10 protein-coding genes and 1 pseudogene are annotated in these 14,054 nt (G+C 68.3%); 9 read left to right on the forward strand and 2 right to left on the reverse strand.

All coding sequences use genetic code 11. The annotated features are described in order from the left end of the window. The 3 genes from ALA01S_RS28045 to ALA01S_RS28055 all read left to right on the forward strand — a co-directional run. On the forward strand, positions 1 to 662 hold a 662-nt coding region (locus ALA01S_RS28045), incomplete at its 5' end, for a DctP family TRAP transporter solute-binding subunit (RefSeq protein WP_157119335.1). Positions 663 to 758: 96 nt separating this feature from the next. Continuing rightward, complete coding sequence (locus ALA01S_RS28050) at positions 759 to 1,649, forward strand: VOC family protein (RefSeq protein WP_066342560.1); 891 nt, start codon at positions 759 to 761, stop codon at positions 1,647 to 1,649. 17 nt (positions 1,650 to 1,666) lie between these two features. Then, a complete protein-coding gene (locus tag ALA01S_RS28055; RefSeq protein ID WP_066342564.1) occupies positions 1,667 to 2,548 on the forward strand; it encodes a sugar phosphate isomerase/epimerase family protein in 882 nt (293 codons plus the stop codon). Between the two features lie 41 nt (positions 2,549 to 2,589). Here the strand turns inward: ALA01S_RS28055 and ALA01S_RS28060 are convergent, their stop codons facing one another. Then, positions 2,590 to 4,113 carry an adenosine deaminase family protein gene (locus tag ALA01S_RS28060; protein ID WP_066342565.1) on the reverse strand — a complete coding sequence of 508 codons (1,524 nt, stop codon included), beginning with the start codon at positions 4,111 to 4,113 and terminating at the stop codon, positions 2,590 to 2,592. A gap of 183 nt (positions 4,114 to 4,296) precedes the next feature. On the opposite strand from ALA01S_RS28060, the gene purT reads away from it, so the two are divergent. Continuing rightward, positions 4,297 to 5,520: a formate-dependent phosphoribosylglycinamide formyltransferase gene (gene purT / locus ALA01S_RS28065; RefSeq protein ID WP_066342561.1), complete on the forward strand. Its 1,224-nt coding sequence runs from the start codon at positions 4,297 to 4,299 to the stop codon at positions 5,518 to 5,520. A gap of 109 nt (positions 5,521 to 5,629) precedes the next feature. Here purT and ALA01S_RS32360 read toward each other — a convergent pair whose 3' ends face one another. After that, entirely contained in the window at positions 5,630 to 5,878 is a 249-nt protein-coding gene (locus ALA01S_RS32360) for a DUF1272 domain-containing protein (protein ID WP_084268029.1), read from the reverse strand. Between the two features lie 252 nt (positions 5,879 to 6,130). On the opposite strand from ALA01S_RS32360, the gene ALA01S_RS34140 reads away from it, so the two are divergent. The 5 genes and pseudogenes from ALA01S_RS34140 to ALA01S_RS28080 all read left to right on the forward strand — a co-directional run. Continuing rightward, on the forward strand, positions 6,131 to 6,310 hold the full coding sequence (locus ALA01S_RS34140; RefSeq protein WP_169806033.1) for a hypothetical protein: 180 nt from the start codon (positions 6,131 to 6,133) through the stop codon (positions 6,308 to 6,310). Next, entirely contained in the window at positions 6,307 to 6,699 is a 393-nt protein-coding gene (locus tag ALA01S_RS34145; protein WP_066342562.1) for a PilZ domain-containing protein, read from the forward strand. Before ALA01S_RS34140 ends, ALA01S_RS34145 begins: the two co-directional genes overlap by 4 nt. 304 nt (positions 6,700 to 7,003) lie before the next feature. After that, complete coding sequence (locus ALA01S_RS28075) at positions 7,004 to 7,660, forward strand: hypothetical protein (protein ID WP_218011541.1); 657 nt, start codon at positions 7,004 to 7,006, stop codon at positions 7,658 to 7,660. 561 nt (positions 7,661 to 8,221) lie between these two features. Continuing rightward, positions 8,222 to 8,323: pseudogene (locus tag ALA01S_RS35520) on the forward strand (ESPR-type extended signal peptide-containing protein); the annotation flags it as partial. A 36-nt stretch (positions 8,324 to 8,359) separates the two neighbouring features. Next, positions 8,360 to 14,054 (forward strand): YDG domain-containing protein (locus tag ALA01S_RS28080; protein WP_169806035.1); only part of this gene is annotated, 5,695 nt, incomplete at its 3' end.

Genomic DNA, 14,054 nt, shown 5'->3' on the forward strand with positions numbered 1-14,054 from the left:
CCGACGCCGTGGCCGACGGCCCTGTGGGCCGCAAGCTGCTGGACAAGCTGCAGGAGCGCGGCTTGGTGGGCCTGGCCTACTGGGACCTGGGCTTTCGCCAGATGCACACCGTCAAGAAGCCCATCCAGAAAGCCGACGACCTCAAGGGCATGAAGATGCGCGTCATCCCCACGGCGCAGTACGTGGACTTCATGAACGCCATAGGCGCCGTGGCCACGCCCATGCCCTACACCGAGACCTACACCGCGCTGGAGCAGGGGGCCATCGACGGCATGACCAACCCGCTGCTCAACATCGTCAACGAGAAGTTCTACGAGGTCACCAAGCACCTCACGCTCACGAACCACATGTACACGCCGCAGGCCGTCATCGTGAGCAAGAAGTTCTGGGACAAGCTCTCCGCCGACGAGAAGAAGATCCTGCAGGACGCCGCCAACGAGACCACCGTCTACCAGCGCAAGGTCGCCCGCGAGGAGGCCGCCAAGGCGCTGGAAGAGCTCAAGAAGCGCGGCATGCAGGTGCACGAGCTGCCCGCCACCGAGATCGCCAAGCTGCGCGAGCGCGCCAAGCCGGCCATGGACAAGCTCTCGGCCCAAGTGGGCGAAGGGCTGGTCAAGGAGGTGGTGGCCGAGGTCGAGAAGGTGCGCGCGGCCGGCAAGTAAGCCCGCTGGCGGCCTGCCCGCCGCGGGGAGCGGCGTCGGCCCAAGGGCAGAATCCCGGGTTTGACGCGCTCCTCCACTGCCACGGAAGTCTTTGAAATGTCCGCAAGCCTGACCGACCGCGAAGCCATAGGCGCCGCGCCCAATCCGCTGGGCCTGGACGGCATCGAGTTCATCGAGTTCGCCACCTCCCGGCCCCAGGCCTTCGGCCAGGTGCTGGAAATGATGGGCTTCAAGCCCGTGGCGCGGCACCGCTCGCGCGAAGTGCTGCTCTACCGCCAGGGCGGCATGAACCTCATCGTCAACGCCCATGGCGCCGGGCTGGGCGCGGCCGCGCCCTTGGGCGAGACGCCGGTGATCACGGCCGTGGCGCTGCGCGTGCGCGACGCCGCCGCCGCCTACCGCCGCGCCCTGGAGCGCGGCGCCTGGGGCGTGCCGCCGCGCGTGGAGGTGATGGAGCTCTACATCCCGGCCATCCACGGCGCGGGTACCAGCCGCATCTACTTCGTGGACCGCTGGCGCGAGTTCTCCATCTACGACGTGGACTTCACGCCCATTCCCGGCGCCGAGCAGCGCCCGCCGGCCGTGGCGGGGCTGCACGGCTTTGGCATCGTCCAGTACATCGGCCTGGGCCGCACCGAGGACTGGACGGCCTTCTACGCCGAGCTGCTGGGCTTCAGCGCGCTGCCGGACGAGGAGCGCTTCGGCATCCTGCCCACCGGGCGCGTGCTGCGCAGCCCGGACGGCTCGTTCTACCTGCAGCTCATCGAGCCGCAGTTCGATGCGCTGGAAATCGACCAGGACGAGACGCTGCACCGCGTCGCCCTGGGCACGCCGGACGTGCTGGCGGCCGTGCGCGAGCTGCGCGCGCGGGGCATGGAGTTCGTCGAGGCCGCCGCCGTGCACACCGAGGCGCGCGGCGCGCTCACCAAGCCCCTGTTGGGCGGCGTGAGCTTTGAATTGGTGCAGCACGGCGCGGCGTCGGCTTGAGCGCGGAGCCGGCCACCATGAACGACAACATCGCCGACTTCGGCCTGGACACGGCCACGCTGGCCGGACCGCTGGAGCACCGCTTGGGCGCGCTGCGCGAGGCGGGCTTTTCTCAAGTGCTGCTGCAGGCGCGCGACCTGGCGGCGCACGCGGGCGGCTTCGACGCCGCCGTGGCCGCCGTCAAGGCCAGCGGGCTGCGCGTGGCGGCGCTGCAGTCGCTGCGCGACTTCGAGGGCCTGCAGGGCCCCCTGCACGACTACAAGGTGGACGTCGCCAAGGCCATGCTGGAGACCTGCCGCGCGCTGGGCTGCCGGCTGCTGGTGGTGACCTCCTCCACCGCCGCGGCGCAGCCCGGCGGCGACGTGGACGCCATGGCGCGCGACCTGCGCAAGCTGGCCATGCTGGCCGTGCCCATGGGCGTGCGCATCGCCTACAAGGCCGTGGCCGCGGGGCGGCACGTCAACGACTTCGCCATCGCCTGGGACGTGGTCAGCCGCGCCGACTGCCCCAACCTGGGCTTGGGCCTGGATGCCTGCCACGCCCTGGGCGCCTGCACGCCGCTGGACACGCTGGACGACATCGACCCCGAAAAGCTGTTTCTCGTGCAACTGGCCGACGCGCTGAGCGAGGCGCCCGCGGGCGGCGGCCATGCGCTGGAGGTCTTCCCCGGCGAAGGCATGCTGTCCGCCCGCCTGGCTGAATTGGTCGTGCGGCTGGACCGCCTGGGCTACCGCGGCGCCTATGGCCTGTCGGCCTGCAACGACGACGCGCTGCAACTGCCCTCGGCCCGCGTGGCGCAGCGCGCGCGCCGCGCGGCCGAGTGGCTGGCCGAGGACGTGCTGCGCCGCTCCATGCCGCTGCCCAACCTCATGCGGCTGCGCGGGGCGCAGGCGGATTGATCACAGGGCGGCCCGCTCAGCGGCCGCCCCGCCGACGCTTCTCAACGCGTGCCGCGCGCCACCTGCGCCATGCGCGCCTCGAACTCGGCAAAGCGCCTGTCCAGGCGGGCCGTCTCCTCCTGCTTGAGCTGCGGCGGCAGGAAGCTGTAGCGCACGCCGTTGTAGGCCACGCGCTTGAGCTCGGCGTAGCTGGCCTTGTAGCGGGAGGCGTAGAGCATGTATTCGCCGCTGAGGTTGTTGCGCGAGACGCCGGCGTCGTCGGTGGACAGCACGAAAGGCACGCCCTGGCGCGCGTACAGCAGCACGGGGTGCGCGTCGCCCTTGACGCCCAGGATGAACTCGTTGCTGGAGAGGTTCACTTCCACGGCCACCGGGCGCTGCTTCATCTGCGCCATCAGCTCCAGCGCGCCGGCCTCGTGGGCGATGTCGATGCCGTGGCCTATGCGCTCGGCGCCCGCGACGGTGACGGCCTCGCGGATGTGCGAGCGCAACCCTTCCGGCGGCACCATGCCCAGCACCAGCTCGCCCGCGTGCAGGGCCAGCTTCACGTCCTTGAAGCGCGGCTGCTTCTTCAGGAACTGGAACATCCTCATGTGCAGCGCGTAGTCGCGCATGGCCACGATGCCGTTCTCGGGCCCCACGATGTTCACGCCCACGATCAGCTCCGGGCCGCGCACCGCCGCCTCGAAGGCGGTGTAGAGGCTGCTGAAGACGGTGGAGGCGGCGCTGTTGCGCGAGACGTAGGACAGGAAGCGCAGGCGAAAGGACTCGTCGTCCACGCCCGCGGCGGCTTCCCGGTGGGTCTGCAGGTAATGCTCGATGGACTGCTGCGTGGCGGCGTCGGTGCGCAGGTACGTGTAGGAGCGGATCAGCGCCTCCTCCACCTGCTCGACCGTGGCGTTGGCGGGCAGCTGGTCCAGCAGCGGCGAGTAGTCGGCCACGTTGTAGAGCGCCGGGCCGCCCTTGAGCATGGTCTCCATGTAGCCCAGGTTCTCGTCCAGGGCGCGGGCCTTGAGGTGCTTGAGCGCGAGGTTGTAGTTGTAGTCGGAGACGGCGCCGAAATAGCCGAAGGTGTCGAAGAACTGCTTGTCCGGCGGCGGCTGGTCGTGGACGTGGTTGCCGTAGTCCTTGTCCGACCAGCGCGTGAGCAGCTCGCGGTAGAAGCCGTTGTCGTTGCGCACCTGTTCCACGCTGATGCACTGGGCCTTTTGCGCGTCGGTGAGCGGCGTGGGCTTGCCGGTGCCGACCTTGAACTTCTCGATCTTGAGCGCCGGGTCCGTGGCGCGGTAGATGCAGTAGCCCAGGGCCTCGGTCCAGTCGAGATAGGTCTCGACGTAGATGGCGCCGGAGTAATGGTGGTGCAGGTCCGCGCCCTTGGGCATGAGCGTGGTGAACAGGGTCAGCTCGGCCAGCTTGGGCGAGCTGCCGGCCACGAGCTGGCCGTAGTAGCGGCTGGTGGCGGCGTAGTGGGCCGCATGGGCGCCGGCGGCGGTGTTGTCGCGCGCGGGCGCGAGCTGGGCCGCGAGCGCGCACGACAGCGCCAGCACGATCTTGCGAGGGGTCATGAAGGTTTCTCCCTGGAGCTTGTTGGTCTGTGGCTTGCGCCGCAGACGGCCGGCGCGCCGCCGCGCCCCGGGCGGGTGCGCGGCCGGCGCCATGCTAGCGCCGCGGCCGTGCCGCTCCGGCCGCGGCGGCACCAACTCGTCCAGCCACTACGATGACGGCCTTTTTCGCTAAGGAGTCCCGCCATGACCGAACCTCAACGCCTCGGCACGCCCCTGTCCCCCACCGCCACGCGCGTGATGCTGCTGGGGTCCGGCGAGCTGGGCAAGGAAGTGCTGATCGCGCTGCAGCGCTTGGGCGTGGAGACCATCGCCGTGGACCGCTACGACCACGCCCCGGGCCAGCAGGTGGCGCACCACGCGCGCACCATCGCCATGAGCGACCCCGAGGCGCTGCGCGCCCTCATAGAAGCCGAGCGCCCCGCGCTGGTGGTGCCTGAGATCGAGGCCATCGCCACGCCGGTGCTGCAGGAGCTGGAATCTCAAGGGCTCGTGCGCGTCATCCCCACCGCCCGCGCCGCGCGGCTGACCATGGACCGCGAGGGCATACGCCGCCTGGCCGCCGAGACGCTGGGCCTGGCCACCAGCCCCTACGCCTTTTGCGACTCGCTGCAGGAGCTGCAGGCGGCCATCGACGGCGCGAACGGGGCTGGAATCGGCTTCCCCTGCGTGGTGAAACCGGTGATGAGCAGCTCCGGCAAGGGCCAGAGCAAGCTAGACGGCCCGCAGGACGTGCAAAAGGCCTGGGACTACGCCATGGCCGGCGGCCGCGTCAGCCACGGCCGCGTCATCGTCGAAGGCTTCATTGATTTCGACTACGAGATCACGCTCCTGACGGTGCGCAGCGTGGGGGCGGACGGGCAGATCGAAACCAGCTTCTGCGCGCCCGTCGGCCACGTGCAGGTCAGCGGCGACTACGTGGAGAGCTGGCAGCCGCATCCGATGTCGGACGTGGCGCTGGAGAAGGCGCAGCACATCGCGCGCGCGGTGACGCAGGACTTGGGCGGCCAGGGCCTCTTCGGCGTGGAGCTGTTCGTCAAGGGCGACCAGGTGTGGTTCAGCGAAGTCAGCCCGCGCCCGCACGACACGGGCATGGTGACCATGGCCACGCAGTGGCAGAGCGAGTTCGAGCTGCACGCCCGCGCCATCCTGGGCCTGCCGGTGGACGCCTCGCTCAAGAGCCCCGGCGCCAGCGCCGTGATCTACGGCGGCGTGGAAGGCCAGGCGCTGGTGTTCGACGGCGTGGCCGAGGCGCTGCGCGTGCCCGGCACCGACATCCGCCTCTTCGGCAAGCCGGAAAGCTTTGTGAAGCGCCGCATGGGCGTGGCGCTGGCCAGGGCCGAAGACGTGGAAACGGCCCGCACGCGCGCCAAGGAGGCGGCGGGCAAGGTCAAGCCGCGCCTGGGCTGAGCCGGCGCCTGTAAAACGGCGGCGCGGCAGCAAAATCAATTCAAGACGGCCCGGCTGGCGTCGCCGCCGGGCCCAAATTCAAACCACCGACATGAACCGCCAATAAGGCTCAGGCCGCCTTGGCGCAGCCGTGCTCCTTCAATACCCTTTCGGTGGATGCCGGGAATTTGAGTAATTTAGAGGCCGGCCGCCGCGGGCGGGCCACCAGCTCGCCGCCGCAATTGGGAAAATGCCCCTTCAGCACGGTATCCGCGCAAGGGCTGCAAAACGTGCATTCAAATGAGCATATGCGCGCCTCGGCCGATTCCGGAGGTAAATCCTTGTCGCAGCATTCGCAGTTGGGACGGAGTTGAAGCATTTCAGGGTTTCCACTGAGAAAACGGCCTGACAGTATCGCCCATCGAAAAATCAGTCCAAGCATGACCCGCGTCAAACAGGCTTTGACTGGCGCTTAATTGGCTGAATTTTTGCCGAGTGTGTCCAGGTTTGAGGGAGGAAACGCTTCGAATCGAGCTTGCGGCGGGCGAAAGGACGAAAAATTGCCACCGGCGCTGCGTGGGGTATGAGCTGATATGCCCGCTCGGGTCATTCCAGGGCATGCCGTGCAGGAATGACGCGCGCCACGGTGCCGTGGTATTTCAAACTGGAGCGGATATTCTGGCGGGCTGCCGAATTTGCAGGTGGCGCTGGCCTGTGCCGTATTCCGTGGGAGTTATTCGGAACGGACAAGGAAAATCAAAGAAAAGGCCGTGGCGTCGCGGGAAAATATTTAAATATTCTGGGGGCGTGAACGTGTTGGATGCGCAGGAAAGTTCCCCTTGGGCCAATGCCAGCGTCGACAGGCGCCAGACCGAGCGAAAACGGTTTCGCGCGCTGGGCGAATTGCGGCTGCCCAACCAGCAGGTGGTGCCCATGCGAACTTTCGACATCAGCGTGGACGGCATAGGCGTGGTGTCGTCGCTCAATCTCAGGCTGGAGACGCTCTGTTGGATCAAGGTGCGCGCGCCCATCCTGGGCGCGGGCATGGACGTCCTCCAATTGCACGCGCGCGTCACGCACAGCGTGCTCAGCGCCAAGGAGGCGGGCTTCATGCTGGGCATGGACTTCGAGAATCCACCCGCGGCGGCGGTGAGCCTGATCAGGCAGTACGTGAAGACGGCCGGCTGGATGCGCGACTGACCGCGACTGACCGCGGCGGACTGCACGGCAACCCCGGGAGGGGTGGCCTGAACTGGAATGCCTGCCGCTGCACGGCCCCGCAGGCACAGGCACGCGGCGGCCTCCCCCTTCGGAGTGAGCCTGCGTACCCCTCCACGGAGGGCTGAACGGCACTGGTGGCCCGCGCAACTGAAAGCGCAGATCCGCAACGCCTTCAACGGCTTGCGCGATCGGCAGGGCCGCCGCTGAAGCCAGGCGCGGCGCGCCGGCCCCATCCGCTTTGCCTCACACGCCTGGTGACCTGTGCATCACAAGGAGTTCCGCCATGAACCGATCCAGCTTTTCCCTGCGCCGCGCCGCCCTTGCCGCCGGCCTGGCGGCCGCGGCCGCCGCCTCGTCCACCGCCGCGCTGGCCGCGGGCGACGACCTGGCCGCCGCCGAATGGGACGCGCCCTTCGTCTTCAACATGGTCCGCTCGCCGGGGCTGGCCTCGTCGCCGGCCTGCGTGGTCAACGCCAAGGGCCGCGTCTCCATCCAGAAGGTGGGCGAGGCCGAGGAGATGACGGTGCAACTGCAGGGCTTGCCGGCCAACACGGAGTTCGACCTGTTCGTCCTGAGCGTGCCCAACTTCCCCTTCGGCATGGGCTGGTACCAGGGCGACATGAAGACCGACTGGCAAGGCAAGGCCCGCCAGAAGTTCATCGGCCGCTTCAACAAGGAAACGTTCTCGCTGGCCATAGGCAACTCGGTGCCGGCGCCGCACGTGCACGACAGCCCCTTCCCCGACGCCTCGGCCACGCCGCTGACGCCGCCGGTGCACCAGTACCACCTGGGCCTGTGGTTCAACTCGCCCGCCGACGCCCAAAAGGCCGGCTGCCCCGGCGCGGTCACGCCCTTCAACGGCGAGCACAACGCGGGCGTGCAGGTGCTCAACACCAGCAACTTTCCTGACCTGGCCGGTCCGCTCAAGCGCGTGAAGTAAGCCGGCTGTGCGGGCCGGACCCGCTGCCGTCCAGGCGGACGGCGGCGGTTTTCACGACAGCAGCGCTGCGCAGGCGGCGCTGCCGCAAGGCCTTCCCGGCCTCTGCGTGCCATCAGTGCACGCCGGGGCCGGACACGGTGGATAGCGCCGTCTCAAAATGTTCTTCCTGTGACATTTAAAAACAATGATGTCTTTAATATAAATTTTGAGATATTTCCAATAACTGGATTTTTGCTATCAGAGAAAAATCAGGAAGTAAAAAATTAAATGTGCATCATTACCGAATTCAAAGACTTTGAGGCGATTTGCGGGCGGAGCAAACAATATTCCCAATATTGGTAATTTTTTGTATTTCTATCTAGACACGAAAATATTTGTAATTCTCAAAGAAGGTATTGCATTTGTACTAAATGCCGCAGGGCTTGATTCCGAATAAGGCGTACGCCTTCGATGGTTTCCAAGCAGCTTTCGCCGTGCTGGGCCGTCGGTTTTAAAAACAACAAGTCGGGTCCGTGCTCCCGGTGGGGGTTATTGGCCACGGCTTGCTTATTTGCAGCCTTCATGTCCCGCCACGCTTCGAAAAATCGCGCCTTTGCTCTTGTTTGGAACGACAGCAGCAATTCCTGGGTTCCGGCTGCCGAGGGCTCGCGAGCCAGAGGCAAGCGCCACACGGTGGTGCTTGCCGCGGCGATGGTTCTCATGGGCGGGGTCGGCGCGGCGCAGGCGGCCGATGCGGTCTTGCCGGGCGGCGGGCAAGTGGTTCAGGGGCAGGCCACGATCCAGCAGGCCGGCTCGGCGATGACCATACGGCAGGCCACGAAGGCTGCGGCCATCGACTGGCAGCGCTTTTCCATAGGCGCGGGGGCGACGGTCAACTTCCAGCAGCCTTCGGCCGCCTCGATCGCCCTCAACCGCGTCGTCGGCCAGGATCCGACCCAGATCCTGGGCTCGCTCAACGCCAATGGGCAGGTCTTCATCGTCAACCCCAACGGCGTGCTTTTTGCGCGCGGTGCGCAGGTCAGCGCCGCGGGCATCCTGGCTTCGACGCGTGACGTGGCCAGCGCCGACTTCGCCACGGGCCGCATCCGCCTGGAAGGCAGCGGCAGCGCCGGCGTGGTCAACCAGGGCCGGCTGTCCGCGCAGCCGGGCGGCTACGTGGCGCTGGTGGGGGCGCAGGTGGTCAATGCCGGCACCATAGAGGCCCCGCGCGGCGACGTGCGCCTGGCTGCCGCCGATGCGGTGTCGCTGCGCGTGGACGGCGCGGGCTTGGCAGGCTTCACGGTCGAGCGCGGCACCCTGGATGCGCTGGCCGCCAACCACGGCCTCATCCGCGCCGACGGCGGACGCGTCGCGCTGACGGCCGACGCGGCCGACGCCCTGGCGCGCGCGGTGGTCAACCACACCGGCATCATCGAAGCGCAAACCGTGGACAACCACGGCGGCGTGATCGAGCTGCGCGGCGACGCGCAGGTCGGACGCGTGGACATCAGCGGCAAGCTCGACGCGTCCGCGGCCAGCGGCACGGGCGGCCGCGTCACGGCCACCGCGCACGACGTGGCGCTGCAAGGCAGCGCCGCCATCGACGCCTCCGGCGCGGCCGGCGGCGGCACGGTGCTGGTAGGCGGCGGCTGGCAGGGCGGCGACGCCTCGGTGGCCAATGCCTCCACCGTGCTCATGGCGCCGGGCGCACGCATCGACGTCTCCGCGCGCGAGCGCGGCCAGGGCGGCACCGCGGTGCTGTGGTCGCAGGACCGCACCGCCTTCGGCGGCGACATCGCCGCGCGCGGCGGCGCGCAGGGCGGCGACGGCGGCCGCGTCGAGACCTCCAGCCACGACAAGCTGCAGGTGCTGGGCCAGGTCGATGCAGGCGCCTCCGGCGCCGCCGGCCAGTGGCTGCTCGATCCGAGCAACGTCACCATCGCCAGCTCCGGCGCCAGCGGCACCGGCTTCAGCGGCTCCAGCACCAACGGTGACACGGCAACGTTCACGCCCACGGCCGACTCCGTCATCCTGGCCAGCACCATCGTCAACTCGCTCAATGCGGGCGCCAACGTCACGGTCACCACCGGCTCCACGGGCAGCTCCAGCGGCAACATCAACGTCAACGCGCCCATCGTCGTGAGCGGGCCCAACGGCTACACCACCACGCTCACGCTGCTGGCGGCCAACGACATCAACGTCAACGCGCTGATTTCCTACAACCCGTCGGTCTACTACAGCAAGCTCAACGTGGTGCTCACGCCGGGCAGCGCGGGCAACGTCAGCTTTTCCTCGGCAGGCAAGGTGTCCACCGGCGGTGGCAACTTCTACGTCGGCTCGGTCGCGGGCAGCGGCTACAGCGAGGCGGTGAGCCGCGCGGGCCAGAACTTCACCATGGCCGCCGGCAGCAGCGTCAACGTCAGCAGCAACTACGGCAGCGGCATGCTGGACGTGCAGGTCAACGGCGCCATCACGCTGGCCGCCAACAGCCTCACCAACACCGGCGGCTCGGCCTACTACAACGACGGCGTGACCCCTTCGCAGTCGGGCAATTACATCTTCCTGCGCGGCGCCAGCATCGACAGCGGCAACACGGCGCCCGCCACGGCCGACATCATCACCCGCGTGGGCACCACGCTGCAGGCCGGCAGCATCGGCAGCAGCGCCAACCCCATCAAGATCTCCGGCGGCGCGTTCCGCGGCTACGGCACGCTCTCCGTCAACAACGACGCCGGCAGCTCCTACGTCAACGAGGTCGGCACGCAGGCCTTCAGCACCGTCTCGGTCAACCTAGGCAGCCAGGCCGACAGCACGCAGGACATCCGCGTCCTGGACGACTTCGGCGGCGACGGCCACTCCGGTACCGGCCACATCCTGCTCAAGACCGACGCCAGCGGCGTGCTCAACGTCGCCACCGGCGACGTCAACACCCTAGGCGCCGGCCAGCCCGGGGACTACACGCACACCAACGTCCAGATCAGCGCCGGCAACATCACGTTCGCCGATGGCGCGGTGAAGACCGGCCAGGGCGCCTTCAGCGCGTCGGCCACCACGCTGCGCTCGGCCGCCCCGGCCAACGAGGTGGCCGAGATCGAGTCGCCGGACATCCGGCTCAGCGGCACGACCATAGGCACGCAGGCCAACCCGCTGGAGCTGGCCGTGGGCGCCATGGCCTCAGAGGGCTCGCTGGCCGTCTACCAGAACGGCGGCTCCACCTTCCTGAAGTCGGTGGATGACAACATCACCTTCGTCGACCTCAACAACGTCAAGGACGCGGGCACGCATTCCATCCTGTTCGCCGGTGGCGACCACATCGACTATGTCACCGACGGCAGCAACGTCGTGCTGCCCACGATCAGTGGCGGCGCCTCCGACGGCAAGACCTTCTTCGCCACCACGGGCCTGGACGTCACGCGGCGCTTCCGCTGGGGGGTCAACCTCACGGCCCTCACCGGCGGCGTCCGCTTCGACGACAACGCTGTCGACCTGGGCTCCAGCAGCTTCAACCTGACCATCCCCAGGAGCAACACCGAAGGCACCATCGCCTCGCTCAAGCCGTACGACGCCGCCCATCCGGCGGCCCAGATCACGGCCGGCGACGTGAGCTTCAGCGTGCTCAACGAGGACACGCCTGGCGTCACTTCCATAGGCGCCGGCGGCTACGACATCCAGATCGCGCAGGGCAGCGGTACCGTCGACAACACCTTGTCGGTGTCAACGCAACAAGGCAGCGTTTTCATCCGCGAGCTCACGCCCAACCATTTCAAGACCATCAACCTGTCGCTGGGCGGCCCCAGCGCGCCTCAGACGGTGGCCATAGACCTTGCCGGCCCCGACGACATCAACTTCTCCGACAGCGGCAGCCTGGTGACGGTGGATGCCGCCAAGGTGGCGGTGGCCGGCAACAACCGCAGCTTCAGCCTTACGGCCGGCAAGCGCAGCATCCAGACCGACGGCAATGCCGTGGGCACGGGCAGCTACTCGCTCTCGGCGGGCAACCAGCTCCTGCTCAACGGCGACATCAAGACCCTGGGCGTCGGCGAGGCGCTCTACTTCGATGGCGTGGAGACCTACCCCTACGCCTATGGCGGCGACATCAGCCTGACCGGCAGCAAGGGCGTGAACCTGCTGCGCTCGGTGGTGGTGGACAGCAACGTCGCACGCACCGGCCAGGGCGGCAACATCTACGTGAGCGCCGACCAGTCGATTCCTGCAGGCACGCTGTCGGCTACCAGCGCCGGCGCCACCCTGACGCTGCGCTCAAGCTCCAACTCCAGCGATGGGGCCAGCGGCAGCATCAACATGCCGCTCAACACCGATGCCCGCGCAGGGTTCCACCTGGCCGGCCTCACGCTGGACGCCTCGGGTGCGACGCCCTCGGACGACAACTACGTCAGCCTGGGCAACTCGCGCGCGGGCGGCAGCAGCATCGTGCTCAACGGCGATTTCTCCGCCTCGGGCAAGACCTACCTCTACAGTCCGAACGGCGGCTTCACCATCGACACGACGGGTGACGCCGGCAGCAGCATCAGCTTGGGCGGCACGCTGCAGACCGCGGGCTACGCCGTCACGCTCAACCCGGGCAGCGGCGGCGTGCAGCTCACGCGCAGCCTCGACGTCACGACCAAGAGCAACAGCGCCAACACCAGCGCCGGCAGCCTCACCATCAACGGCGGCGTGTCGGCCAGCGCTTCCGGTGCCGCACTGACCATCAATGCACGCTCACCCGACAGCAGCGGGGGCGCGGTGGCGATCACCGGTGGGGCGACCGCCGTGGGCGGCGCCTACCTCGACAGCCTGAGCATCGACACCAGCCGCGGCTCCAGCGGCTCCAGCGGCGCCATCACCCTGGATGCCGCGGTGGCCACCGAAGGCGCGCAAACCTATGCCGGCGGCAGCCTGAGCGTTGCCGGCGGCATGAGCACCAACGGCGGCGACATCGATGTGGGCAACACCGCGGGCGTGGCCTTCACCGGCAGCGCCATCTCGATAGACACCGATCGCTCAGGCGGCAGCAACGCCGCCGGTGCCTTGCGCCTGGGCTCCAGGACGCTCAACGGCAACTACGCCCTGAGCATCGACACCACGGCCGATGGCGGCGGCGCGGCCGCCGACCTGGCGCTCAACGGCGTGGGCAACAGCACGGCGCTGAGCGCGCTCGACGTGGCCGCGGGCAACGTCACCGTGAGCGGGTCCGTCCGCGCCGCGGGCGCCGTCACCATGGAGGCGCGCGGCGCCAGCGCTGACCTGACCATCGCCAGCAGCGGCTCGGTGGCCACCACCAACGCCAGCCCCATCGTCCTGGCGGCCGGCCGCAACTTCACCAACAGCAAGGGCGCCTCCGGCATCGTGCCGGGCAGCGGCGGGCGCTACCTCGTCTACTCCTCCACGCCCTCCGGCAGCCTGGAGGGCATGACGGGCTACAGCAAGCACTACAACGAAGCCTACGTTGCCGGCGCCACGCCGTCGTACGCCGGCAGCGGCAACTGGTTCCTCTACAGCGTTGCGCCGGTCATCAGCGTGGCCACCAACGGCAACAGCATCGTCTACGGCAATGCCACGCCGTCGCTGACCCTGACGGCCTCCAACTACAGCGGCTTCATCGATGGCGACTCGCGCTCCACGCTCACGGGCACGCAGACGCTGTCGCTGGCCGCGCCCAGCGCCAACTCCAGCGGCGGCTACCGCCCGGTGGGCACTTACGCCTACACGCTCAACGGCACGCTCACCGACAGCCTGGGCTACCAGTACGCGCCCTTCAGCGCCAACCTGGTGGTGACGCCTCGCGCACTGGCCGTCACCGGCATCAGCGCCTCGAACAAGGTCTACGACGGGAACGCGACCGCCACGCTCACCGGGACGGCCTCGTTCGGCAGTGCCTTGGAAGGCGACGCGGTCACACCCGTGACGGGCAGCGCCAGCTTCGCCGATGCCAACGCCGGCACCGGCAAGACCGTGACGCTCAGCGGCTTCAGCCTCACCGGCGCGGATGCCGGCAACTACACGCTCTCCCAATCGTCACTGGTCGCCAACATCACGCCCAAGGCGCTGAGCATCAGCGGTTCCAGCGTCAGCACCAAGACCTACGACGGCAGCACGGCCGCCAACGTCAATGCCGGCACGCTGGCGGGCCTGGTCAGCGGTGAAACGCTGGGCGTGAGCGCCAGCGGCACCTACGCCAACAAGAACGCCGGCACGGGCAAGAACGTCACCACGGCGTACACGCTGTCCAACGACTCCGGGCGGGCCTCCAACTACACGCTGGCGGGCGAAACGCTCAGCGGTGACATCACGGCCAAGGCCATCACGGTGGCGGCTGCCGGCGTCAACAAGGTCTACGACGGCTCCACCAGCGCCAATGCGACCTTCTCCAGCAGCGGCGTGATCGGTGGCGACACGGTGAGCTTCTCCGGCA

It is taken from the genome of Azohydromonas lata NBRC 102462 (assembly GCF_001571085.1).
Classification (GTDB): Bacteria; Pseudomonadota; Gammaproteobacteria; order Burkholderiales; family Burkholderiaceae_C; genus Azohydromonas; species Azohydromonas lata.

What these genes read in the sequence shown, in the direction of transcription:
- ALA01S_RS32360 (WP_084268029.1), bottom strand. Translation starts at nt 5,878, where the DNA reads ATGCTTCAACTCCGTCCCAACTGCGAATGCTGCGACAAGGATTTACCT.
- ALA01S_RS28060 (WP_066342565.1), bottom strand. Translation starts at nt 4,113, where the DNA reads ATGACCCCTCGCAAGATCGTGCTGGCGCTGTCGTGCGCGCTCGCGGCC.
- purT (WP_066342561.1), top strand. Translation starts at nt 4,297, where the DNA reads ATGACCGAACCTCAACGCCTCGGCACGCCCCTGTCCCCCACCGCCACG.
- ALA01S_RS28055 (WP_066342564.1), top strand. Translation starts at nt 1,667, where the DNA reads ATGAACGACAACATCGCCGACTTCGGCCTGGACACGGCCACGCTGGCC.
- ALA01S_RS28075 (WP_218011541.1), top strand. Translation starts at nt 7,004, where the DNA reads ATGAACCGATCCAGCTTTTCCCTGCGCCGCGCCGCCCTTGCCGCCGGC.
- ALA01S_RS28050 (WP_066342560.1), top strand. Translation starts at nt 759, where the DNA reads ATGTCCGCAAGCCTGACCGACCGCGAAGCCATAGGCGCCGCGCCCAAT.
- ALA01S_RS34140 (WP_169806033.1), top strand. Translation starts at nt 6,131, where the DNA reads ATGACGCGCGCCACGGTGCCGTGGTATTTCAAACTGGAGCGGATATTC.